This is a genomic window from Ancylobacter defluvii, from assembly GCF_018390605.1.
Classification (GTDB): Bacteria; Pseudomonadota; Alphaproteobacteria; order Rhizobiales; family Xanthobacteraceae; genus Ancylobacter; species Ancylobacter defluvii.
On the sequence record NZ_JAHBGD010000005.1, the window covers coordinates 400,991 to 422,758 of the forward strand.

Consider the following 21,768-nt stretch of genomic DNA (forward strand, 5'->3'; position numbering starts at 1 on the left):
TTTTTGTCATTGTCGTTTTGTTTGTTGTCAGTGGCTTGGCGTCAGATCTTGCCGAGCGACTTTAGAAGTCGCGCCGGTGTCATCGGTATCTGGGCGATGCTGGCCCCGAAGGGGACCATGGCGTCGTTGACGGCATTGAGCGCCGCTGCCGCGGCGGCGGCGGTACCGGCCTCGCCGCAGCCCTTGGCGCCGAGCACGGTGTCGGCGGTCGGGGTCTCGATATGGCCGACGACGATGTCGGGCATCTCGCCCGCCATCGGCACCAGATAGTCGGCGAGCGAGCCATTGGTGAGCTGGCCGCCGGCGTCGTAGCGGCACTCCTCGAAGAAGGCGGCGCCGAGCCCCTGCACCACGCCGCCGCGCACCTGCTCGTCGACCAGCAGCGGATTGATGATGCGGCCGCAATCCTCGACCACCCAGTGCTTCAGGATTTTGACGAGGCCGGTGTCGACGTCGAGCTCGACATGGCAGCCCTGGATGCCGTTGGTGAAGGCGAAGGGGTAGCCCTGCGGCGCGTAGTGATGGGTGATCGACAGCTGCGCGCTGGCATCCGGCGGCAGCGTATCCGAGCGGAAATAGGCGATGCGCGCCACCTCGGCGAGACTGACCCGCTCGGCGCCGGAGAGCGCGTCGACGACGATGCCATCGCGCAGGTCGAGTTCGCCGGGGCGGGCCTGCAGAATGGCGGCGGCGAGCGCCAGCACATTGTCGCGCAGCCGGCGGGCGGCCTGCAACGCCGTCTCGCCGCCGATGCCGGCGCCGCGGCAGGCCCAGGTCGCGCCGCCATGCGGCGTCGTCTCGGTGTCGCCGGTGATGACCCGCACCTTTTCCCGCACCACGCCGAGCTGGTCGGCGACGATCTGGCCGATGATGGTCTCGGTGCCCTGGCCCTGCTCGGTCACCGAGATCAGGCAACGCACCTCGCCGGAGGGGGTGATGCTGAGGGTGGCGCCGTCCTGCGCCGAGATGCGGGCGCCGCCAATGCCGTAAAAGGCCGGGCTGGGATTGGAGATCTCGACGAAGGCGGCGAGGCCGATGCCACGATGCACGCCGCACGCCCGCAGCGCCGCCTGCTCGGCGCGCAGCCCGTCATAGTCCATCAACGCCTTCAGCCTGGCGAGGCTCGCCTGATGCGACAGCGCCTCGAACCGATAGCCGGTGGGCGAGGCGCAGGGATAGGCCTCGTCGGGAATGAGGTTCTTCGCCCGCATAGCCACCGGATCGAGCCCGGCGCGGGTGGCCGCCATGTCGACCAGCCGCTCGGTGACGGCGCAGGCGATGGGGTGGCCGACGGCGCGGTACTGGCTGGTCTGCACCTTGTTCTGGAACACCACCGCCAGTTCCGCCCGGTAGTTGCGGAAGCCGTAGGGTGCGCCCATCAGCCGGATGACCTGATTGCCCTCCACCGCGCTGGTGCGCGGATAGGCGGAGAAGGCGCCGATGGCGGTGACGTCGTCGACATCCATGGCGAGAATGCTGCCGTCGCCATCCACCGCCATGCGGGCGCGCACGCGATGGTCGCGGGCGTGGATGTCGGAGACGAAGGATTCCATGCGGTCGGCGACATATTTCACCGGGCGGCGGCACAGCAGGGCGAGGCCGATGACCGCCATGTCCTCGTGATAGACATGCAGCTTCATACCGAACGAGCCGCCAATATCGGGCGCGATCACCCGCACGCTGGCTTCCGGGATGCCGTAGTGGCGGGAATACAGATCCTGGAACTGGTAGGGCGTCTGGGTGGCGTGATGGACGGTGAGCTTGCCCTCGCTGGCGTCCCAGTCGGCGAGGATGGCGCGCGGCTCCAGCGTCACCGCCGTGTGGCGGCCGAAATGGAATTCCTCCTCGACGACATGGGTGGCGCCGGCGAAGATCGCCTCGATACCGCCAGTGTCGAGACGGCTGCGGAAGCAGAGATTGTCCTCGACCGCCAGCGCCGCGCGATCGGCGCCGGACTCGCGCGCGATGTCGATATCGGCCACCGGCGGCAGGTCCTCGAACTCGACGAGGATGGCCTCGACGGCGTCCTCGGCCTGTGCGCGGGTATCGGCCACCACGGCGACCACCGCCTGGCCGGCCCACAGCACTTCCTCGAGCGGCAGCGGCAATTGCGGCGCCGACTTCATGCCGGTGAAATGATCGAGCGTGCCGACCCATGGCGTGCACAGCGTCGCCAGATCGGCGCCGGTGGCGACGAGCCGGACGCCGGGCATGGCGCGCGCCGCCTCCGCATCGATGGCGACGATGCGGGCATGGGCATAGGGGCTGCGCAGGAAGGCGGCGTGCAGCATGCGCGGCAGCGCGAGATCGGTGACATAGCGCCCGCGCCCGGCCAGCAGGCGCTTGGCGTTCGGCCGCGCGACCGAGCGGCCGATATAGGAATTCGGGCGGTCGAGGCTGCCGAGCGGGGCGTTCATGCCGGCTCCTCCGTGAAGCGCGGCGCGGCCTCGCCGGCCGCCCGCTTGTGCGCGACGGTCTCGATGGCGTCGACGATGGCCTCATAGCCGGTGCAGCGGCAGTAATTTCCCGACAGCGCGTCGCGGATTTCCGCGCGGCTCGGCACCGATGTGCGGGCGAGCAGCCCCTGCGCGGTGATCAGCATGCCCGGCGTGCAGAAGCCGCATTGCAGGGCGTTGCGCTCATGGAAGGCGCGCTGGAGATCGGCGACGGCGGCGCTTTCCGTCAGCCCCTCCACGGTGGCGATGTCGGCGCCGGCGGCCTGCACCGCGAAGATCAGGCAGGCATGCACCGGCACGCCGTCGAGCATGACGAGGCAGGCGCCGCACACCCCCATCTCGCAGCCGGTATGGGTGCCGGTGAGGCCGAGATCGCGGCGGAGGAAATCGGCCAGCGTCTCGCGCGGCTCGATCAGGTGGCTCAGCGTCTCGCCATTGACGGTGAGGGTGACGGGCAGGGGCGCGCTCATGCCGCCTCCGCGATCTGGTCCTGCAACCGGCCGAGCAGGCGGCCGAGCAGCACGCGGGCGAGATGCAGCCGCATGGCCGGCGGCACCTCGCCGTCCTCCGGCGGATCGAGATCCCGCGCCAGCGCCGCCTGCGCCCGGCGAATGGCCTCGGCATCGAGGCGTGCGCCGATGAGCGCCGCCTCCGCCGCCGGCGCCCGCATCGGCGTCGGCCCCACGGCGAGGAAGGCGATGTGGGCCTCCTCCACCCTGTCCCGCGGCATGGTTAGCCGGATGCCGCAGCCGACCAGCGCATAGTCGCCGCGGCGGCGGGCGATTTCGTCGAAGGCGCAGCGCTGTTCCGGCCGCGCGACGGGGATATGCAGGGCGGCGAGCAGTTCGCCGGGTTCCAGCGCCGTCTGGTAGAGGTCTTGGAAGAAGGCGTCGGCCGGAACGCGCCTTGTGCCTTCCGCGCCCACGATCTCGATCTCGGCAGCCATGGCGAGCATCATCGCCGGGAATTCCGACGCCGGGTCGGCGAGGGCGACGCTGCCGCCGAGCGTGCCGCGGTTGCGGATCGCCGGATGCGCGACATAGGGGGCGGCGAGCGCCAGCAGCGGCGCATGCACCGCGATCAGCGGGTGGTCATGGGCCTCGACATGGCGGGTCAGCGCGCCCAGCCGCAGCCAGCCATCCTCGACGGCGATGCCGCGCAACGCGGCGATATGGCCGATATCGATCAGCCGCGCCGGCGCCTGCAGCCGCAGCGCCAGCGCCGGGATCAGGCTCTGCCCGCCGGCGATATAGCTGGCGTCGCCCTCCGCTTCGGCAAAGGCCGCAAGCGCCTCCGCGACAGTGGCGGGGCGGATATAATCGAAGGCTCGGGCTTTCAAGGCACCGAACTCCCTGGCTGCGTTTCCATCCAGATTTGTAACCATCTGGTCTCAAAATGAACGCACGACAGAAGCAGGGCGTCAAGATAAAATGACCAAATGGTCACAAGATTGCGCAGGCAAATCAAAGCGCTATATTTGTTAATGCATAACGAGAAGGCGAATGACGATTTCTGAAGACGAGCTGACGGCGGCGCGTCCCCGCCGGCGCAACATGCGCGCACCGGAGCGCGAACAGGCCATTCTGGACGCGGCGATCCGCTTTTTCGCCGAACAGGGTTTCGAGGGGCAGACCCGCGAGCTCGCCAAGCGCATGGGCATCACCCATTCGGCGATCTACCGGCATTTCCCCAGCAAGGAAGCGCTGATCGAACGCGTCTACGAGCATGTCTATGTGAGCCGCTGGAAGGCGTCCTGGGGGCCGCTGATCGCCGACCGGTCACGGCCGCTGGACCAGCGGCTGGAGCAGTTCTACCGGGAATATGTCGAGCAGGTTTTCGACCATGACTGGGTGAGGATCTTCGTGTTCTCCGGCCTGCGGGCCGTCGACATCACCAGCCGCTACCTCGACATCGTGCGGCGCGAGGTCATCGAGCCCGCCTGCGCCGAGTTGCGGGCGGAATTCGGCCTGCCGGACGTGGAGCAGGCGCCGCTTACCGAGCGGGAGACCGAAATGTTCTGGGGTCTGCACGGCCGCATCTTCTACATCGCGATCCGCCGCTATGTGTACCAGGCGCCGGCCCCTCGCGATCTCGACGACATCATCGCCGATGCGGTGCGGATATTCGTGATCGGCGCCCGCGAGGTGTTGCCGGACATCGTGCGACGCGGCGGGTGAGGCGTCTCTAGTGAGAGGTGGGCTATGCGCGCCCGCTGTCTGCCGCCGCCGGGGCGGGATCCGTGAGGCTCGCCGATTTGGCCTGGGTCCAGAATCGCTCGGCGGACTTCTTCAGCCGCGAGCGCGGACGGAACAGGCGGATCTCGACCGCCACCTCCCACGCCGGCGATCCGGCGTGAACCAGCCGGCCGGCGTCGAGGTCCTGATGGATGAGCACGGTCGGCAGCCAGGCGAGGCCGGCGCCGTCCAGCGCCATTTCGGCGAGCAAGGTCGCCGGGCCGGTGAATGCCGGGGCCAAGGACGAGGATTTCTCGCGGGTTCTCAGGAAATTGTCGAGTATCCGGCCGACGCCGGAGCCTGAATGATAGGTGAGATAGGGCAGCGGCTCCTTCTGGCTGCCCGGCAGCTCGAAGCGCGGCGTGGCGGAACCCGGCTCGCGCGGAACGCTGACCGGAACCAGTTGCTCCCTCCCCAGGACGATGGAATGGAATCGCGAGGCCTGAAGCCGCGTCGGCGTCGCCGGGTGGTCATAGGCGAGCAGGAAATGCACCTCGCCGTCGATCAGCAGGCGCTCGCAGATCGACATGTTGGCGGCGAAGAGCTGGATGGTGATGCCGGGTTCGCGACTCTGGATCTTGCGGATCCAGTTGGGGAAGAAGCGCTGCGACAGCACATGCGTCGAGGAGAACTGCACCGATTCCGACGTCGCCTGGGCGGTTTCCAGCACTCGCTCCCGGCCGGCCTCCACCCGCCGCAGCATGTCTTCGGCGAAGGGCCGAAAGCTGCGGCCGGCGGGCGTCACCTGCACCGAATGGGTGTTGCGCTCGAAGAGCGGCGTGCCCAGCCATTCCTCCAGCGCCCGGATGCGCCGGCTCAGCGCCGGCTGCGAGACGTGCCGGCTCTCGGCGGCGCGGGAGAAGCCGCCGGCATCGATGACGGCAATGAAGTCCTTGAGCCAGCCAAGTTCCAGATCCATGCGCACAACGCATCAATTGATGTCATACCCTTATTACCATGCCGCCACCGGCGTCGCTATTGTCCGCTCATCGGGACGGCATCGAGCGAGAGCGAGACGGTCAGGCTCGGCGCAAGCGCGACAAGCTGGCGCCGGCAGGCGCGTGCCGCCTGCGGATGATGGCAGCGATCGACGATCTCTCCTCCGCCCTTCACATCGAAGAGGACTGCAATGACCAAAGAGCGGCCAATCATCGCCCTGGTACCGGGAGACTGCACCGGCATCGGCCCTGAACTGACCGCCAAGATCCTGGCGGACGGGCGCATGGCGCAGGTGGCGCGCCTGGTGGTGGTCGGCGACGCCCGGGTGCTGGCGCTCGGCATGCGGCAGGCCGGGGTGTCGTTCGACGTCGCGACCATCGCCTCGCCGAAGCTGGCCGACTGGTCGAACCCGGCGGTGCCGCTGATCGACCTCGCCAATACCGACCCGTCGCTGTTCCCGCCGGGGATTGCCAGCGCGGAATCCGGCCGGCTCGTCGGCGACACGCTGGCGGCGGCGATCGCCTTCGCCCAGGCCGGCGAGATCGACGCCGTGACCTTCGCGCCGCTGAACAAGCGCGCCATGTTCGACGGCGGCTGGAAGTTTCCCGACGAACACAAGATGTTCGCCCATCTCCTCGGCCATACCGCCTATTTCTCGGAGATGAACGTCCTCGACAATCAGTGGATGTCGCGGGTGACCGGCCATACGTCGCTGCGCGAGGCGCTCGACATGATCAACGAGACCAGCATCACCGACTCGATCGTGCTGGTCGACCGGATGCTGCGCAAGGCCGGCTTCGAGCGCCCGCGCATCGCGGTCGCCGCGCTCAACCCGCATGCCGGCGAGAGCGGCCTGTTCGGCCGCGACGAGATCGAGCTGATCCGCCCGACCGTCGAGAAGGTGGCGCAGACCGGCATCGATGCGCGCGGCCCGTTCCCGGCCGATACCGTCTATGTGCGGGCATTCGGCGGCGAGTTCGACAGCGTGGTCGCGATGTATCACGACCAGGGCCAGATCGCGACGAAACTCAAGGGTTTCAACCGCGGCGTGACCGTCACCGCCGGACTGGAGACGATCTTCACCACGCCGTCGCACGGCACCGCCTTCGACATCGTCGGGCAGGGTATCGCCCGTACAGGCGCGCTGGAAAGCGCCATCGCTCTGGCCAGCCAGCTGGCGGGCGCCACGGCGTCCTCCGCCAAGGCCGCCTGACCGTCACGCGATCAAGGGCGGCGATTTCGTTCGCCCATGCTCGCACCCATGCTCGACAAGCCCGGCAAACGGGCCCCATCCATTGTCTGGGAGGACAACATGAAGAACTGGATATGCCTTGCCGTCGCATCGGCGCTGGTTCTCGGCACCGGCGCCGCGAGCCCGGCCATGGCCGAACTCAAGCGGCTCGAAATCGTCGCCCCGGCCGCTCCGGGCGGCGGATACGACCAGAATGCCCGCATCATGCAGTCGATCTTCCAGAAGAAGGGGCTGGCTTCCGGCATTCAGGTCGAGAACGCGCCGGGCGCGGGCGGCACCATCGGCCTCGCCAATTTCGTCAACAAGAACAAGCGCAATCCCAGCGTGCTGATGGTGGGCCTGGCGCTGGTCGGCGCCGTGCTGACCAACAAGTCCGTGGTCTCGCTCGACGACACCTATCCGCTCGCCCGCCTCAGCGGCGAGTATCAGCCGATCGTGGTCGCGCCCGACTCGCCGCTGAAGACGCTGGATGATCTCGTCGCCAAGCTGAAGGCCGATCCCGGCTCCGTGTCCTGGGGCGGGTCGGGGCCGGGCAGCTCGGACCACATCCTCTATGGCCTGCTGGCGAAGGCCGCCGGCGTCGATCCGAAGAAGATCAACTATGTGGTTCTGACCTCCGGCGGCGAGATGCTGTCCGGCGTGATGGGCGGGCATGTGACGGTCGGCACCGGCGGCTACAGCGAACTGTCCTCGCAGATCAAGACCGGGCAGGTGCGCGCGCTCGGCATCGCCTCTCCCGAGCGGCTGCCCGGCGTCGACATCCCGACCTTCCGGGAGCAGGGCTACGACGTCTCGTTCGTGAACTGGCGGGCCGTGGTCTCCTCCGCCGATCCCAAGGGACAGGAGCGGGCCGAGCTCGAGGCGGCGGTGGCGGAGATGGTGAAGACCGAGGAGTGGAAGCAGACCATCGGCGAGCGCGGCTGGCAGGACATCTACATGCCGCCGGCGGAATTCGCCGCCTTCCTCAAGGAGGAGCAGGCGCGGGTGCAGGCGCTGTTCAAGGACCTCGGCCTGATCCAATGATGGCGGACGCCGCTGCGCCGGGGCCGGACGCCGGCTTCGGTGCGGCGGGTGCCCTGTGGCCGCCGCGCCGTGCTCGCCGCGCTCGAGGTCGTCCGGAGACGGGTTCCGGGCGATCTTCCGCGGCCCCCGGCGTGGCCTTCCGGTCGTGCATCCACATCGGCCAACGTGCAGATTGGGGAGTTCATCGATGAACCCGGCAGCAAAGCTGCGAACCGCCCATGCCGTTCTCGGCGGGATCATGCTGCTGATCGCGATCGCGATCTTCGCGGACACCATCACCCATGTCTCGTCCGGGCAGCAGGCCGTGGTCGGGCCGGCATTCTTCCCGTTCCTCATCGCGCTGGGTCTTGCCGTCAACGGCACGGTGCTCGTCGTCAACGCGCTGCGGGCGACCTTCGCGGAGGAGGGCTGGAGCCAGATCGACATCGGCCCGGTCGCCCTGGTCCTCGCCGGCCTGCTGCTGCAGCTGCTGGTCCTCGAAACGGTGGGCTGGATCGCCGCGACCACGCTGCTGTTCGCCATCGTCGCGCGGGCGTTCGGCAACCGGAACCTGCTGGCCAACCTCGCCATCGGGCTGATCGTCGCCGGCCTGTCCTACTACGTGTTCAACGAGCTTCTCGGACTTTCGCTTCCGGCCGGCTGGATCGTCGAGCATTTCCTCGACTGAATTCGGTTGCTGTTCTGCTCGCCCGAACATCCGGAGCCCAGGATCACATGCAGACCCTCCATTTTCTCCTCGACGGCTTTCTCGTGGCGCTGGCGCCGGCCAATCTCCTGTGGGCGGCGATCGGCGTGCTGGTCGGCACCGCCATCGGCGTGCTGCCGGGCATCGGTCCGGCACTGACGGTGGCGCTGCTGCTGCCGGTGACCGCCTCGCTGGAGCCGACCGCCGCCTTCATCATGTTCGGCGGCATCTTCTACGGCGCGATGTATGGCGGCTCCACCACCTCGATCCTGCTCAACACGCCCGGCGAATCCGGCTCGATCGTCACTGCCATCGACGGGCATGCCATGGCGCGGAAGGGACGCGGCGCCCAGGCGCTGGCGACGGCGGCCATCGGCTCCTTCGTCGCCGGCACCATCGCGACGCTGGCGCTCACCTTCGTCGCCCCGGCCATGGTGCGTTTCTCGCTGCATTTCGGGCCGGCCGAATATTTCGCGCTGATGATGGTCGCCTTCGTCACGGTGACGGCGGTGCTCGGCTCCTCGCTGCCGCTCGGCTTCGCCAGCCTGCTCATCGGGCTGGCACTCGGCCTCATCGGCACCGACCGCCAGACCGGCGTCGCCCGCCTGACCATGGGTTTCCCGGAACTTCTCGACGGCGTCGGCATCGTGATCGTCGCCGTCGGCCTGTTTGCCGTCGGCGAGGCGCTGTATCAGGCCGCCCGCTACCGCTACGAGACCGAGGAGATCTACGCCATCAAGGGCTCGTTCTGGATGAGCCGGGAGGATTGGAGCCGCTCGTGGAAGCCGTGGCTGCGCGGCACGCTGATCGGCTTCCCGATCGGGGCGCTGCCGGCCGGCGGCTCGGAGATACCCACCTTCCTCTCTTATGCGGTCGAGAAGCGCTTCGCCAAGCATCCCGAGGAATTCGGGCACGGGGCGATCGAGGCGGTTGCCGGACCGGAGGCGGCGAACAACGCCTCGGCCGCCGGCGTTCTCGCCCCCTTGCTGGCGCTGGGCCTGCCGACCTCGGCCACCGCCGCGATCATGCTCGCCGCCTTCCAGCAATACGGCCTGCAGCCCGGCCCGCTGCTGTTCGAATCCAGCCCGGAACTGGTCTGGGGCCTGATTGCCAGCCTCTATGTCGGCAATCTCTTCCTGCTGCTGCTCAACCTGCCATTGGCGGGGGTGTGGGTGAAGCTGCTGCTGATCCCGCGGCCGTGGCTCTATGCCGGCATCCTCACCTTCGCGACGCTGGGCGTCTACACGATCAACAACAGCGTGTTCGACCTGGCCCTGCTGTGGATCATCGGCATTGGCGGCTTCGGCATGCGGCTTGTCGGCGTACCGGTGGCGCCCTGCATCGTCGGGCTGATCCTCGGGCCGATGGCCGAGCAGCATCTGCGCCGGGCGCTGGCGATCAGCCAGGGCGACATCTCGGTATTCTACAATCCCTTCACCCATCCCCTGGCGTCCGGCCTGCTGGCCGTCGCGATCGCGGCGCTGGTCATCCCGATGCTGATGCGGCTGCGCAAGGGCGCCGTCGCCTGATCGCCCGCGTCCCGCGCGCCGGCCCAACCTCTCCGCCTGCATGGAGCACGTCATGTCTTCGCTAAAGATCGCGGTTCTTCCGGGCGACCATATCGGCCCCGAAATCACCGCGGCGGCGGTTCTCGCGCTTCGAGCCGCCGACCGGCGCTTCTCGCTCGGGCTGGCCTTCGAGGAACACGCCATCGGCCATGAAAGCCTGGCCGCGCACGGCACGACGCTGACCGACGCGGTGTATGCCGCTGCGGTGGCGGCCGACGGCATCCTCCTCGGCCCCTGCGACAATGGCGGCTACCCGGCCTCGGCCGGTGGCATCAACGTGCCCGGGCGCTTCCGCCACGATCTCGATCTCTACGCCAATCTGCGGCCGTCCAGGTCCTCGCCCAGCGTGCCGAACGCCCGTCCGGGGCTCGACGTGCTGGTGGTGCGCGAGAATTCCGAGGGCTTCTATCCCGACCGGAACATGTTCGAGGGCTATGGCGAGATGATGCCGGTCGAGGGTGTGGCGATCTCGATGCGGAAGATCACCGCGCAGGCGTCGAACCGCATCGCGCATTCCGCCTTCCAGTGGGCGCGGCGGCGGCGCAACCAGGTGACGATCCTCAGCAAGAAGCACATCTTCAAGATGACCGACGGCCTGTTCTACGACGAGTGCGTGAAGGTGGCCGCGGAATATCCCGATGTCCGCTGGAACGCGGCGATCGTCGATGCCTTCAACGCCGACATCTACATACGTCCCGACCGCTACGACGTGGTGGTGATGACCAATCTCATCGGCGACATCATCTCGAATCTCTGCTCGGCGCTGGCGGGAAGCCTCGGCCTCGGCGGCGGGCTGAATGCCGGTGCCCGCCATGTGATGGCGAACGCCTCGCATGGCTCGGCGCCGGACATCGCCGGCCAGGACAAGGCCAATCCCATCAGCATGGTGACTTCCGCCGGCATGATGCTCGGCTGGCTGGGCGCCCGGCATGGGCGCGACGATCTCCTGCTCGCCGAAAAGGCGATCGCCGCCGCCGTCGACCGGGCGCTCGGCGCCGCCGGGACGCGGACGGTGGATGTCGGCGGCACCGCCTCCTGCCGCGCCTCCGCCGCCGCCATTGCCGAGGCCGTGCGGAAATACGACGCCTGAGACAAAGCGGGGAGGCCGGACGTCGGCGAGGCGCGGTATCTTCGGCGCCGCTGCACCCGCCTGTGCTGAAGCATCGGGGCGGGGCGTTTCCCTTGGCGTTTGCCGGGAACCGCCGGGAGCTTCTATGATGGCGCCACCAAAGCCAGCGGTGTGCGATGCAACTGCCTATCCGCGCCATCTTCGTGTTTCATACCGCCGCGCGCCTCGGCAGCATCTCCAAGGCGGCGGAGGAACTGAGCGTCACGCCCTCCGCCGTCAGCCAGCAGATCCAGACACTGGAGACCCAGCTCGGCCTGACGCTGATGAGCAAGGTCGGGCGTCGCGTCATGCTCACCGAGGCGGGCGAGCGCTATTTCGCCACCATCACCGACGAGGTCGAGCGGATCGCCGAGGCAACCAATCTCATCCGCGGCTATCGCTCGGTCACCACCTTGACCGTGCGCGCCACGCCGACGCTTTCCAACAAATGGCTGCTGCCGCGGCTCGGCGCCTTTCTCGACCGCAATCCCGATCTAGACATCCGCATCGACGGCACCAACGAGCCGACCACCTTCCGGCGCGAGGTGGTGGACATCGAAATTCGTCACGGCGACGGGCGCTGGCCCGGCATGTTCGTCGAGGGCCTGGCGGAGGAAGACTTCTTTCCGGCCTGCTCGCCCGATTACGCCCCCGCCGGCAGCCTCACCGCCGCCGAGCTGCCGCGCTTCCGGCTGATCCATTCGGTGAAATCGCAGGCGCAATGGCCGCGCTGGTTCGCGCTCGCCGGCGTGGAGCCGGGCGAGCGCTGGGCGCGGGTGTCGTTCGACCGCAGCCACATGGCCATCGACGCCGCCGCCGGCGGCATGGGCATCGCGCTCGAAAGCACGCTGATGATGGAGCGCGAGCTGGAGAGCGGGCGGCTCATCTGCCCGGTGGCGGCCCCGCCGCCGATACGGCTGGTGACGCAATGGATCGTGTGCCCGCACGAGCATTTGCGGCAACGCAAGGTGCGGCTGTTCCTTGATTGGCTGCGGGCCGAGCGGGCCGGATGGGAGATGCGCCGGCGCAATGCCCGCGCCGCGCTCAGCGCGCCGGAGCCTCCGCCGGCCGCACTCTCCGCAGCACCGCGTCGACGATCTGTGCCGGCTCCAGGGTAAGCGGGACGGCAAAGGCGTCCGCTTCCCCGGTCGGCGGCTCCAGCGTCGCCAGCTGGCTGTCGAGCAGCGAGGTGGTGGCAAAATGCGCCGGCCGCCCGCGAAGCCGCTCGGCGATGAGTTCACGCGGCCCGTCCAGGAACACGAAGCCCACATCGCCGAGCTCGCGTCGCAGGACGTCGCGATAGACGCGGCGCAGCGCCGAGCAGGCGATGACCACCGGGCGGCGCGGCTCGGCCCGCGCCGCGGCGCAGACCGCCGCCAGCCAGGGCCAGCGCATCTCGTCGGTCAGCCCGATGCCCTGGGCCATGCGCGCGACATTCTCCGCGCTGTGCAGGCGGTCGGCCTCGATGAAGGGCGCTGCGAGGGCGCCGGCGAGCCGCTGGGCGATCTCGCTTTTGCCGGAGCCGGATACGCCCATCACGATGATGAATTCTGCGGCGGTGTCCATCGCTGCCGCCGCGCTCAATACAGGCCGAGGGCGCGGATCGGCCCGAGCGTCAGCACCGGGAACAGCACCAGCGCGAAGATGGCGAGGGTGAGCACCGTCATAGGCGCCAGAGAGCCCTTGATCACATCCTCGATCCGCATCTCGGCGACCTGCGCCGCGGCGAACAGGCACCCCCCGACCGGCGGGGTGACGAGGCCGAGGGTCAGCGTCATCACCGTCACGATGAGGAAATGGATCGGATCGATGCCCAGCGTCGCCACCGGCGGCATCAGCACCGGAATGAGGATGAACATCGCCGGGATCGCTTCCATGAAGATGCCGATGAGCAGCAGGAACACGAAGATCGCCAGCATCCCGGTGGTGGGGCCGAGATCCATCGCCGCCAGCAGCAGCGACAGCTTCTGCGGCAACCCTTCATAGGCGAATATCCAGGCGGCGATCTGCGAGGTGGCGGCAATGAAGAGGATGGTGCCGGACAGCCGCGCCGTGGAGATCAGTATGCCGGGAATGTCCGAGAGCGGAATGGTCCGGTACACCAGCACGCCGAGCACGCCGACATAGAGCACGGCGACCGCCGCCGCCTCGGTCGGGGTAAACACGCCGCTGGCGATGCCGATGATCAGGATCAGCGGCGTCAGCATCGGCAGGATCGCCCGCAACCCGGTGACGAACACCATGCGCAGACTGAACTGCGAGGGCGGGTTGTAGCCGTAGCGCACCGAATAGAAGTGGTTGAACACCAGGAAGGCGAGGGCGATGAACAGGCCCGGCACCAGCCCCGCCACCAGCAGCGTGCCGATCGAGACATTGGCGATCGAGCCGGCGATGACGATCAGGATCGACGGCGGGATGATCGAGGACAGCGTCGCGGTGCACAGCGTCATGCCCACCGCATAGCCCTTGGGAAAGCCGTGGCGTTCCATGGCCTTGATCTCGATGGCCCCGACCGAGGCGATGTCGGCGACCGAGGAGCCCGAGACGCCGGAGAAGATCACCGAGGACAGCACGTTCACATGGCCGAGCCCGCCCGGCAGCCAGCCGACCATGGATTCGGCGAAGTCGAAGATGCGCTCGGCGACGCGCCCGCGTTCCATCACCGCGCCGACCAGGATGAACAGCGGCACCGCGACCAGCAGGAACGAGTTCATCGACGAGAACATCGTCTGGGTCAGCAGGTCGAGCGGCATGGAGGTGAACATCAGCAGCGTCGCCACGCCGGCAAGGCCGAGCGCTATGGCCAGCGGCACGCCGATCATGCTGAGCACGATGAAGATGGCGAACAGGATGAGGCTCATCATGGCTAATGCCCTCCGGTGACGGAAACGTCGGCATGGAGCATCTCGCGGGCGAACTCGTCCTGCATGAGGCCGGGTTCCGGCACCGCGATCAGCTCGCGACGGCTGCGTACCGATTCGATGATGGCAAGGATGGCGATGGCGGAGGACAGCGGCATGATGAGGCCTATCACCCACATCGGCAGCGGCAGCGTCGCGGCCTCCTCGTTCATCATGATCTGCTGCTCGACCAGGGCGATGCCGGTCCAGCCGATCAGCACGAAGAAACCGACGCAGAAGAGGACGTAGATCGGCACGGCGAGATGCCGCGTGACCTCGCGCGCCATGGCGAGGAACACGATCACCCGTGCGTTCTCGACCGTGCGGAAACCGGCGGCCAGGCCGAGAAACACCATCCAGATGAAGAGGAAGCGTACCGCTTCCTCGGTCCATGGCAGCGGATGGCCGACAAGGCGGCCCGTCACCTGGAGAAGCACCACGATGAGGATGCCGCCACAGGCCGCGCCGGCGGTGTAGTCGGCGACGATCTGCACGAAGCGTCCAAGCGTGAAACGGCGGGAGGACATGAGATCACCCTGTATCCACTGGGAAGGGGGAGGGCGGCCCCGAGAGGGCCGCCGTCAGGGTCAGCTCTTGCCGGTGAAGGCGGTGGTGCGGTCGAAGAACGACGGGTCCTTCACCAGCCCCTGGAAGACCGGATAGAGGCTCTTCGAGACGGCGACGAAGGCGGCGCGCTGCTCGGCGGTCAGCTCGTTCATCTTCATGCCGTTCTGCTCGAGCGTGGCGATCGATTTGGCGATATCGGCCGCATCGTTCTTCGCCTTCCACTCCTCGGTCTCGACCGCCGCCTGGTTGAGCGCGGTCTTGAACGCCTCCGGCAGCGCCTGGTAGCGCCGGGGATTGATGCCCACGACCCACGCATCGGCGATGTGATTGGAGATGGTGAGGTATTTCTGCACCTCATAGAGGCGGGCGCTCACCGGCACGTTGACCGGGTTTTCCTGCCCGTCCACCACACCGAGCTGCAAGGCGTTGTAGACCTCGGCGAAGGCCATCGGGGTGGGAGCGGCACCCATGGCGCCGAAGAACTTGACCCAGAGCGGGTTGTTGGGAACCCGCAGCTTCAGCCCCTTCAAATCGTCGGGCTTGGTGATGGGCAGCTTGGAATTGGTGATCTGCCGCAGCGGCCGCGACCACAAATCGAGCCCCATAATGCCGATCTTGGAAAGATCGCCGCGCAATTCCTCGCCGAGGGGGCTGTTGAGATAGGCGCGCAGCTGCTCGACGTCGTCGAACAGATAGGGCACGGCGATCGCGGTGAATTTGGGATTGAAGGTGGCGTAGAGCGAGGTGGCGTTGAACAGCATGTCGAGCGAGCCGCTCGCCAGCTGCTTCACCCCCGCCGCCGGATCGCCGCCATAGAGCGTGCCGTTAGGGAACACTTTGATTTCCAGCTCGCCCTTGGTCTTCTGCTTCACCAGCTCGGCGAAGTGATTGGCGGCAAGCGTGATCTCGGACGTGTCGGCATCCGGTGTGGAAAGGGTCAGCGTCTCGGCGCCGGCCGGAACGGCGAGCGCGAGCGAGGCGGCAATCAGCAGGCCGCGGATCGAGAAGGCGGTCATGTCGTTTCCTCCGTATCGGGATTCTCTGTCCCGGTTTGTTGACATTATTGAACGTTGTCAGGCGTCGAGGGCAGTCTCCGCCGAGCGATTGGCGCGTCGCAGTTCGACGAGTACCGCGCTGTGGTCCATGTCGGCGCCGCCATGATCGACGAGATTCTGGAACAGGCGGTCGACGGCGTCGGCGATGGGCAGGCTGAGGCCGAGCGAGCGCGCCAGGCGTAGGGCCGTCGACGTGTCCTTCACCTGGTACTTGGCCGGGCCTCCCGGCGTGAAATCACCGCGCACCATGCGCTCGCCATGCTGGCGCAGCACGGTCGAGTCGGCGAAGCCGCCCAGCAAGGCCTCGCGCACCCGCGCCGGGTCGGCCCCGCCGCGCTCGGCGAGCAGCAGCGCTTCCGCCACCGCGCAGATGTTGGAGGCGACGATGAGCTGGTTGGCCAGCTTGGCGAGCTGGCCGGAGCCCGCCGGGCCGACATGGGTGGTCCGGCCGAGCGGCGCGAAAAGCGGTGCCAGCTCCTCGACGGTGCCGGCCTCGCCGCCGGCCATGATGGCGAGCGTGCCGTCACGCGCCCCGCGCTCGCCGCCGGAAACCGGCGCATCGAGATAGCCGAGTCCGCGCCGGGCGCAGGCGTCGGCCTGGGCCCGCGCCGTCTCGACCGGGATCGAGCTCATGACCACCAGCGTCGCGCCGGTGCGCATGGCGGCAATGACACCGTCGCGCCCGCCCAGCACCGCGTCGCAGACCGGGCCGGAGCTGAGCATGCAGATCACGACTTCCACCCCCGCCGCCGCCGCGGAGGCGGAGGCGGCGATCTCGATGCCATGGTTGGCCAGCGCCTCGGCCTTTTCCGCCGTGCGGTTCCAGGCGCGGAGCCGGAAGCCCGCCTCGGACAGCCGGCGGGCCATATGGCCGCCCATGATGCCGGTGCCGATGAAGCCGATGGACGGAAGCGCTGCGGACATGGCGGGTCGCTCCTGCGCGCCGGGATCAGGGATGGTGCCGTTCGCCGAAGCGGACCGGCCGCTCCTCGACGATCAGCGACGGGAAGGCGGTGCGGAATCGCGCCAGGTGGGGCGTTTGCAGATGCGCGTCGAAGGCGGCGCGGCTGTCATACACCTCGTAGAACAGCACGCTGTCGGCCTCGCCCAGTGGGCGCACGACATCGAACTGCCGGCATCCCGGCTCGTCGGCGACCGAATGGCGGGCATCGTCACCGGCCGCGGCGAGAAACGCCTCCATGGCGCCCGGCTTCACCCGGAATTCGGCGATGACGATGAAGGCGTGATCGTGGACGGAACGGGTCATCATGTCCTCATGCATGGGGCGGGGGATCCTGCGGCCGGATCCCCTCGCCGTGCCGCCGTGTCAGGCGGCGACGCTGGTACCCGGACAGAAGGTGTCTTCCATCTCGCGGCGCAGGCCCACCACATCGAGATCGGCGGTGAGCTCGACATCGTCGAAGCTGACGATCTGGTCCTTCTTGATCGGCCGCTTCAGCTTGACGTTGTGCGCCAGCCCGATCGGTAGGGCGCGCAGATCGAGGCTGCGGGTGGCGGGAATGGCGTTCGCCCACACCGCATAGCCGCCTTCGCCATCCAGCATCTCGCCGGGCTGCATGTCCTTCTTGGCGGTGGCGACGGCATCGCCGCGGAACTCCTTGGAGCAGCCGGTCGGCTCGTTGCGCAGGCAAGCCGAGAGCACGCTGACCGAAGTCTCCAGCCCGATGATGTGGAAGGGACGCCACATGGAGGCGTACCAGCCGGACGGATCGGTAAGCAGGCCGTACTGCTTGAAGCAGGCGCGGGCATATTCATTATGCGCCTTGAAGGTGACGAACACGCCGTAGCGGATGTTGTTGTAGACCTCGCGCCCGTCCGGCTCCTGGCTGGCGGCGATGTCGACGAGGCCCGAGCGCGCCATCCGTCCACCATCGGCGGCGGGGCGGAACACCTTGGCGAGGTCGTGCAGGCCGGCCGGCGGGAAGGCGAGGCCGTCATCGGGGCAATCGAGGCCGGTGCCGTTGGCGACCGCCGCCATCTCGATGGCGGCCTTGGTGCCGTCGGTGAAGGAATTGTACATTTTCGGATTGAAGTCGCCGGCCTTGACCTCTTCATCGGTCCAACCGAAGAAGCCCCACACCGTGTCCGGCGTCGAGTAGCGGTAGCGCGGCTCGAAATTCATCCCCTTGCCGGCAGCGGTGATCTCGAAGCCGGTGGCGCGGGCCCAGTCGACCAGCTCGCAGATCAGCGCCGGCTGGTCGCCATAGGCCATGGAATAGATGACGCCCTTCTTGCGGGCGCGCTCGGCGAGGATCGGGCCGACCATGACGTCGGCCTCGACATTCACCATCACCACATGCTTGCCGGCGTCGATGGCGCCGAGCGCATGCCGGGTGCCGGCGATGGGATGGCCGGTGGCCTCGATGACGCATTCGATCTCGTCGCAGGCGAACATTGCGTTCACATCGTCGGTGACGAAGGTCTTGCCGGTCTTCACCGCGTCGCCGGCGCTGGTCGCGGTGTAGCGCTCTTCCGGCCAGCCGACGCGGGCCAGCGATTCCTTCGCCTTGCCGACATTGAGATCGGCGATGACGACGATCTGCAATCCCTCGATGCGCTGCGCCTGCGCCAGCACCATCGAGCCGAATTTGCCGGCGCCGATCAGGCCGGCGCGAACCGGGCGGCCCTTGGCGGCGCGAGCGTTGAGTAAGGTCGAGAGATTCATCGGGCGATCCTCAATACGATGCTGTTGCCTGTGACGGCGTTTCGGCCAAGGGGGCGGCCATTGGGGGCGGCCATAGGTTCGCGCTCACGCCGCGGCCGTGCCGAGGCGTCATTGCGTTCTGCGCAGATCGCCGTCACGCGCGGCCAGTCGGCCGGCGTCGGGGCGAAGCGGGTCATCGGAAGCGGCGTATGTTCCTCCGCCGGAACCAGGAGCGACCCTGCGGTTCACGGCGTGGCAGCGTTGTTTTCTTGCTGCTCGAGAGCGACCATGGAGGAAATCGGCCATTAGCGCTATTTAGAAAGTCACGCCGACTTGTTAGTTCAGCTAAACATTCGACGTGAAGCGAGCCGGCGATCGGCGATGTTCCGGGGCCTTGGGCACGAAACTGGCGTTCCTGGCCATGGCGGCTTCTACAATCGGGGGCGTTGCACCGCCGGGCTGTTGGAGATGCCGGCCGCATGCTGTCGGTGACGGCTGGAAGGCGCCGCCTCTCAGTCGCACCGCTATTGGCCGTCGCGCTATGATGCCTTTGTGCTCGGCACCGTCCCGGAGCACTCTGAACACACACGAAGCGCACTATCATACCGCCTTGGGCGCTCGTCTTAACGGGCCACCGCCACAGCTGCGTATTATAGAGTGGAAATCGCTGTTGGCGGGAAAAATGGCCTTTCCCCAAGGTCTTCTTCTGTTTGAGCTCGTTGACGAGTTCGACGGTGGAGAACAAGCGGAACCGCCAGTGATGATGCTCGATGGCGTGAACGCCGAGAGCCGTGGCGAGGTGGGGCTTGCCTGTACCCGGCCTGCCGACCAGGACGACGTTGTGTACGTCGTCGAGGAACTCGCAGCGAAATAGCTGGCGCACGAGCGCCTCATCGACCTCGTTGCTGGCTAAGGCCGGCGAGGTCGCGATAGGCCGGGACGCGTGCCACCTGGGCTGGTAGGCGGTCGATCTCACCTCCCGCGCGGCGGTCTCGGCCTGCAAGAGTTGCGAGAGGATCGGCATGGCGGTCTAGACGGCTTGAGAGCCCTGCTCGGTGAGTTCGGCTACGGCTTGCGCCATGCCGTGCATTTAGAGGCTGCGCAGCATAATGAAAATGGCCCCGCTGGCCGGATCATGACGCACGGCGTACCTGCCTGGTCCGGCGCAGCAGCCACATAGATTGGTCGATTGCGGCGCTGTTCATCGACAGCGCCGGCAGCAGGACAGGTGCGGAAGCTACGGCAATTGAACTCCTCCTTGACAGGTTTCGTGACGTTATTCGGGAAACGAAGGACCCGAAAAACTTCGGAAATCTGACACGGCGTTGTGTACCAGTTCGGGTTTGACTGGCCGGAACGTTATGCGCATTCCAATCTAAAGGATGCGACAATTATGCAACCTTGTCGCGCTCACGCCCTATCGCGTTGGTCGTTAGCGTTTCTGGTTTGGAAATTGGGGATCTGCGCCATGATGCGCTGAAGCTCACGATCGTCCGAGATGCCCTGAAAGTCATGGCGCGGCGTGTAAGGCGCCTCGAGCCTCCGTACCTCTTCATCCGAAAGTTTGATCGACAGGGAGGCCACCGCGTCGTCGATCTGGCTGATCGTGCTAGCCCCCACGATCGGGGCGGCGATCCCTGGCTTGCCACGCAGCCACGCCAGCGCGATCTGCGCGCGCGAAACGTTGCGTCCCTCCGCGACGTCCCCAACGGCCGCGACGATGGCCTTGTCACTCTCCGCAGTCAGAGATGTATAGAGCATGTCGGCGAACGGATCGCTGCCGGAGCGCGCCGTCGCTTTCGCCGCGCCCCATTCGCGCGCCAGCCGGCCGCGCGCGAGCGGGCTCCAGATCATCGTGCCCACGCCCTGGTCCCTGCAAAGGGGCAGCATTTCGCGCTCCTCCTCGCGCGCCAGCAGATTGTAGTGGTGCTGCATGGTTACGAAGCGTGACCAGCCATTAGCCTTCTGCATGTGCAGGGCCTTGGAGAATTCCCACGCATGCATCGATGAGGCGCCGATATAGCGGGCCTTGCCGGCCTTCACGACGTCATGCAGCGCTTCGAGCGTCTCTTCCAGCGGCGTGGACGGATCGTTGCGATGGATCATGTAGACGTCGACGTAATCGGTGCCGAGCCGGCGCAGGCTGTGGTCGATCTCGGTCAAGATGACCTTGCGCGACAATCCCTTGCCGTTCGGCCCCGGGCGCATGGGATGGCGAACCTTGGTGACGATCACGACATCGTCGCGATCGGCGAAATCCTTGAGCGCCCGGCCGAGAATCTCCTCGCTGGAACCCTGCGAATAGAGATTGGCCGTATCGAAGAAATTGATTCCCGTCTCGATCGCATGCTGGATCAGAGGGCGGCTCTGCTCTTCCGGCAGCGACCAGACGGGATGACCGCGGGTGGGGTCGCCATAGGTCATGGCGCCCAAGGCGATTGGCGAGATGTCCAGCCCCGTGTTTCCTAGCTTGATATAGTCCATGGTGGCTCCTATGCTCCGTCCGGAGAGTTCTCCGTTTGTATCTTTTTATCGGAGAACTCTCCGTTTATCAGGCGTGCAGCGCCAATGCCGGTAAAGGATGTGGACGTGTCAGAGAGCTTTCCGGCATCAAGGCGCGCCGACGCCGTCAAGAATCGCGAGCACATCCTGCAGATCGCGCATGATGCCTTCGCCGAATCCGGGCTGACCTCGCTCAACGAGATCGCCAAGCGCGCAGGGATCGGCGCGGGCACCCTGTATCGCCACTTCCCGACGCGGGAAGCGCTTATCCTGGCGGTCTACCAGCATGACATCGAGCGGCTGGTGGCATCGGTGCCGCACTTGCTGGCCGAGCGGACGCCGCTCGAAGCCTTCCGCCGATGGTTCTTCACGCTCGCGGACTATGTCCGCTTGAAGCACGGGCTAGGCGAGGCGCTGCACAGCCCGGCGGCGCAGGAGGCGATCCGCGGCAGCTATGCCCCCGTCACGTCGGCGGTCGAGACCCTGATCCGGGCCTGTGTCGCCGACAGCAGCATGCGCCCGGGCGTGCAGGCCGCTGACATACTGCTGCTGATGGGCTTCCTCTGGCGCATTGCGCCTGGGCCGGAAGCCGGCCGGCAGGCCGAGCGGATGATGGATCTGGTTCTCGACGGCCTCGCAAGCCCAAAGGGGACGACCGCCAGGGCTGGCGAGCGACAGGAATAGGCAATTATTGGAGCGGATCGGGCTGTCGAGGCGACAATTTCATCTTATCTTCGATCTGAACCCGTCCCATTGTCATCAGCCGGTTTTCGGGAGGCCAGAGATGGCCGTCGCAGACAGCGAAACCACCAGC

20 protein-coding genes and 1 pseudogene are annotated in these 21,768 nt (G+C 67.1%); 8 read left to right on the top strand and 13 right to left on the bottom strand.

Annotated elements, in window-relative coordinates; all coding sequences use genetic code 11:
- Window positions 1-41: 41 nt before the first annotated feature.
- From KHC24_RS04505 to KHC24_RS04515, 3 genes are read right to left on the bottom strand one after another with little or no spacing between them, the layout of a single operon-like run.
- Window positions 42-2,417 (bottom strand): xanthine dehydrogenase family protein molybdopterin-binding subunit, encoded by a 2,376-nt coding sequence (locus KHC24_RS04505; protein ID WP_213359722.1) that lies wholly within the window; start codon window positions 2,415-2,417, stop codon window positions 42-44.
- Window positions 2,414-2,926: a (2Fe-2S)-binding protein gene (locus KHC24_RS04510; RefSeq protein ID WP_213359724.1), complete on the bottom strand. Its 513-nt coding sequence runs from the start codon at window positions 2,924-2,926 to the stop codon at window positions 2,414-2,416. The genes KHC24_RS04505 and KHC24_RS04510 overlap by 4 nt, the downstream gene beginning before the upstream one ends.
- The gene (locus tag KHC24_RS04515) at window positions 2,923-3,795 is read right to left on the bottom strand and encodes an FAD binding domain-containing protein (protein ID WP_213359726.1); all 873 of its coding nucleotides are present in this window, start codon (window positions 3,793-3,795) and stop codon (window positions 2,923-2,925) included. The genes KHC24_RS04510 and KHC24_RS04515 overlap by 4 nt, the downstream gene beginning before the upstream one ends.
- A 163-nt stretch (window positions 3,796-3,958) precedes the next feature.
- Between KHC24_RS04515 and KHC24_RS04520 the strand changes: the two genes are divergently transcribed.
- Window positions 3,959-4,633: a TetR/AcrR family transcriptional regulator gene (locus KHC24_RS04520; RefSeq protein ID WP_309299365.1), complete on the top strand. Its 675-nt coding sequence runs from the start codon at window positions 3,959-3,961 to the stop codon at window positions 4,631-4,633.
- A 22-nt stretch (window positions 4,634-4,655) separates the two neighbouring features.
- Here the strand turns inward: KHC24_RS04520 and KHC24_RS04525 are convergent, their stop codons facing one another.
- Complete coding sequence (locus tag KHC24_RS04525) at window positions 4,656-5,609, bottom strand: LysR family transcriptional regulator (protein ID WP_246546128.1); 954 nt, start codon at window positions 5,607-5,609, stop codon at window positions 4,656-4,658.
- A gap of 210 nt (window positions 5,610-5,819) precedes the next feature.
- Here KHC24_RS04525 and KHC24_RS04530 point away from each other — a divergent pair, with 210 nt between their 5' ends.
- From KHC24_RS04530 to KHC24_RS04555, 6 genes are all read left to right on the top strand, one after another.
- Window positions 5,820-6,842 (top strand): PdxA family dehydrogenase, encoded by a 1,023-nt coding sequence (locus KHC24_RS04530; protein WP_213359728.1) that lies wholly within the window; start codon window positions 5,820-5,822, stop codon window positions 6,840-6,842.
- A 99-nt stretch (window positions 6,843-6,941) separates the two neighbouring features.
- The gene (locus KHC24_RS04535; RefSeq protein ID WP_213359730.1) at window positions 6,942-7,904 is read left to right on the top strand and encodes a Bug family tripartite tricarboxylate transporter substrate binding protein; all 963 of its coding nucleotides are present in this window, start codon (window positions 6,942-6,944) and stop codon (window positions 7,902-7,904) included.
- Window positions 7,905-8,091: 187 nt separating this feature from the next.
- Complete coding sequence (locus tag KHC24_RS04540; protein WP_213359731.1) at window positions 8,092-8,571, top strand: tripartite tricarboxylate transporter TctB family protein; 480 nt, start codon at window positions 8,092-8,094, stop codon at window positions 8,569-8,571.
- A gap of 47 nt (window positions 8,572-8,618) precedes the next feature.
- Window positions 8,619-10,118, top strand: a complete 1,500-nt coding sequence (locus KHC24_RS04545; RefSeq protein WP_213359732.1) for a tripartite tricarboxylate transporter permease — start codon at window positions 8,619-8,621, stop codon at window positions 10,116-10,118.
- 52 nt (window positions 10,119-10,170) lie between these two features.
- Window positions 10,171-11,247, top strand: a complete 1,077-nt coding sequence (locus tag KHC24_RS04550; protein ID WP_213359733.1) for an isocitrate/isopropylmalate family dehydrogenase — start codon at window positions 10,171-10,173, stop codon at window positions 11,245-11,247.
- A gap of 155 nt (window positions 11,248-11,402) precedes the next feature.
- Complete coding sequence (locus KHC24_RS04555) at window positions 11,403-12,383, top strand: LysR substrate-binding domain-containing protein (protein WP_213359734.1); 981 nt, start codon at window positions 11,403-11,405, stop codon at window positions 12,381-12,383.
- Here KHC24_RS04555 and KHC24_RS04560 read toward each other — a convergent pair.
- The 9 genes and pseudogenes from KHC24_RS04560 to KHC24_RS04600 form a co-directional block, all read right to left on the bottom strand.
- Window positions 12,310-12,831: a gluconokinase gene (locus tag KHC24_RS04560; RefSeq protein WP_213359735.1), complete on the bottom strand. Its 522-nt coding sequence runs from the start codon at window positions 12,829-12,831 to the stop codon at window positions 12,310-12,312. The two genes, KHC24_RS04555 and KHC24_RS04560, sit on opposite strands and share 74 nt — an antisense overlap.
- A gap of 14 nt (window positions 12,832-12,845) precedes the next feature.
- Entirely contained in the window at window positions 12,846-14,126 is a 1,281-nt protein-coding gene (locus tag KHC24_RS04565) for a TRAP transporter large permease (protein ID WP_309299368.1), read from the bottom strand.
- A gap of 5 nt (window positions 14,127-14,131) precedes the next feature.
- On the bottom strand, window positions 14,132-14,692 hold the full coding sequence (locus KHC24_RS04570) for a TRAP transporter small permease (RefSeq protein ID WP_213359738.1): 561 nt from the start codon (window positions 14,690-14,692) through the stop codon (window positions 14,132-14,134).
- 60 nt (window positions 14,693-14,752) lie between these two features.
- Window positions 14,753-15,748, bottom strand: coding sequence for a DctP family TRAP transporter solute-binding subunit (locus KHC24_RS04575; RefSeq protein WP_213359740.1), 996 nt, complete (start codon window positions 15,746-15,748; stop codon window positions 14,753-14,755).
- A gap of 57 nt (window positions 15,749-15,805) precedes the next feature.
- On the bottom strand, window positions 15,806-16,711 hold the full coding sequence (locus tag KHC24_RS04580; RefSeq protein WP_213359742.1) for an NAD(P)-dependent oxidoreductase: 906 nt from the start codon (window positions 16,709-16,711) through the stop codon (window positions 15,806-15,808).
- 25 nt (window positions 16,712-16,736) lie between these two features.
- Complete coding sequence (locus KHC24_RS04585) at window positions 16,737-17,069, bottom strand: putative quinol monooxygenase (RefSeq protein ID WP_246546130.1); 333 nt, start codon at window positions 17,067-17,069, stop codon at window positions 16,737-16,739.
- Window positions 17,070-17,114: 45 nt separating this feature from the next.
- Window positions 17,115-18,473: an NAD(P)H-dependent oxidoreductase gene (locus KHC24_RS04590; RefSeq protein WP_213359745.1), complete on the bottom strand. Its 1,359-nt coding sequence runs from the start codon at window positions 18,471-18,473 to the stop codon at window positions 17,115-17,117.
- A 172-nt stretch (window positions 18,474-18,645) separates the two neighbouring features.
- Complete coding sequence (locus KHC24_RS04595; RefSeq protein WP_246546131.1) at window positions 18,646-19,476, bottom strand: ATP-binding protein; 831 nt, start codon at window positions 19,474-19,476, stop codon at window positions 18,646-18,648.
- 494 nt (window positions 19,477-19,970) lie between these two features.
- Window positions 19,971-20,936 (bottom strand): annotated as a pseudogene (locus tag KHC24_RS04600) (aldo/keto reductase); the annotation flags it as partial.
- A gap of 84 nt (window positions 20,937-21,020) precedes the next feature.
- Here KHC24_RS04600 and KHC24_RS04605 point away from each other — a divergent pair.
- Window positions 21,021-21,638: a TetR/AcrR family transcriptional regulator gene (locus KHC24_RS04605; protein WP_213359750.1), complete on the top strand. Its 618-nt coding sequence runs from the start codon at window positions 21,021-21,023 to the stop codon at window positions 21,636-21,638.
- The last annotated feature ends 130 nt before the right edge of the window (window positions 21,639-21,768 follow it).

What these genes read in the sequence shown, in the direction of transcription:
- KHC24_RS04505 (WP_213359722.1), bottom strand. Translation starts at nt 2,417, where the DNA reads ATGAACGCCCCGCTCGGCAGCCTCGACCGCCCGAATTCCTATATCGGC.
- KHC24_RS04510 (WP_213359724.1), bottom strand. Translation starts at nt 2,926, where the DNA reads ATGAGCGCGCCCCTGCCCGTCACCCTCACCGTCAATGGCGAGACGCTG.
- KHC24_RS04520 (WP_309299365.1), top strand. Translation starts at nt 3,959, where the DNA reads ATGACGATTTCTGAAGACGAGCTGACGGCGGCGCGTCCCCGCCGGCGC.
- KHC24_RS04525 (WP_246546128.1), bottom strand. Translation starts at nt 5,609, where the DNA reads ATGGATCTGGAACTTGGCTGGCTCAAGGACTTCATTGCCGTCATCGAT.
- KHC24_RS04530 (WP_213359728.1), top strand. Translation starts at nt 5,820, where the DNA reads ATGACCAAAGAGCGGCCAATCATCGCCCTGGTACCGGGAGACTGCACC.
- KHC24_RS04535 (WP_213359730.1), top strand. Translation starts at nt 6,942, where the DNA reads ATGAAGAACTGGATATGCCTTGCCGTCGCATCGGCGCTGGTTCTCGGC.
- KHC24_RS04540 (WP_213359731.1), top strand. Translation starts at nt 8,092, where the DNA reads ATGAACCCGGCAGCAAAGCTGCGAACCGCCCATGCCGTTCTCGGCGGG.
- KHC24_RS04545 (WP_213359732.1), top strand. Translation starts at nt 8,619, where the DNA reads ATGCAGACCCTCCATTTTCTCCTCGACGGCTTTCTCGTGGCGCTGGCG.
- KHC24_RS04550 (WP_213359733.1), top strand. Translation starts at nt 10,171, where the DNA reads ATGTCTTCGCTAAAGATCGCGGTTCTTCCGGGCGACCATATCGGCCCC.
- KHC24_RS04555 (WP_213359734.1), top strand. Translation starts at nt 11,403, where the DNA reads ATGCAACTGCCTATCCGCGCCATCTTCGTGTTTCATACCGCCGCGCGC.
- KHC24_RS04560 (WP_213359735.1), bottom strand. Translation starts at nt 12,831, where the DNA reads ATGGACACCGCCGCAGAATTCATCATCGTGATGGGCGTATCCGGCTCC.
- KHC24_RS04565 (WP_309299368.1), bottom strand. Translation starts at nt 14,126, where the DNA reads ATGAGCCTCATCCTGTTCGCCATCTTCATCGTGCTCAGCATGATCGGC.
- KHC24_RS04570 (WP_213359738.1), bottom strand. Translation starts at nt 14,692, where the DNA reads ATGTCCTCCCGCCGTTTCACGCTTGGACGCTTCGTGCAGATCGTCGCC.
- KHC24_RS04575 (WP_213359740.1), bottom strand. Translation starts at nt 15,748, where the DNA reads ATGACCGCCTTCTCGATCCGCGGCCTGCTGATTGCCGCCTCGCTCGCG.
- KHC24_RS04580 (WP_213359742.1), bottom strand. Translation starts at nt 16,711, where the DNA reads ATGTCCGCAGCGCTTCCGTCCATCGGCTTCATCGGCACCGGCATCATG.
- KHC24_RS04585 (WP_246546130.1), bottom strand. Translation starts at nt 17,069, where the DNA reads ATGCATGAGGACATGATGACCCGTTCCGTCCACGATCACGCCTTCATC.
- KHC24_RS04590 (WP_213359745.1), bottom strand. Translation starts at nt 18,473, where the DNA reads ATGAATCTCTCGACCTTACTCAACGCTCGCGCCGCCAAGGGCCGCCCG.
- KHC24_RS04595 (WP_246546131.1), bottom strand. Translation starts at nt 19,476, where the DNA reads ATGCCGATCCTCTCGCAACTCTTGCAGGCCGAGACCGCCGCGCGGGAG.
- KHC24_RS04605 (WP_213359750.1), top strand. Translation starts at nt 21,021, where the DNA reads ATGCCGGTAAAGGATGTGGACGTGTCAGAGAGCTTTCCGGCATCAAGG.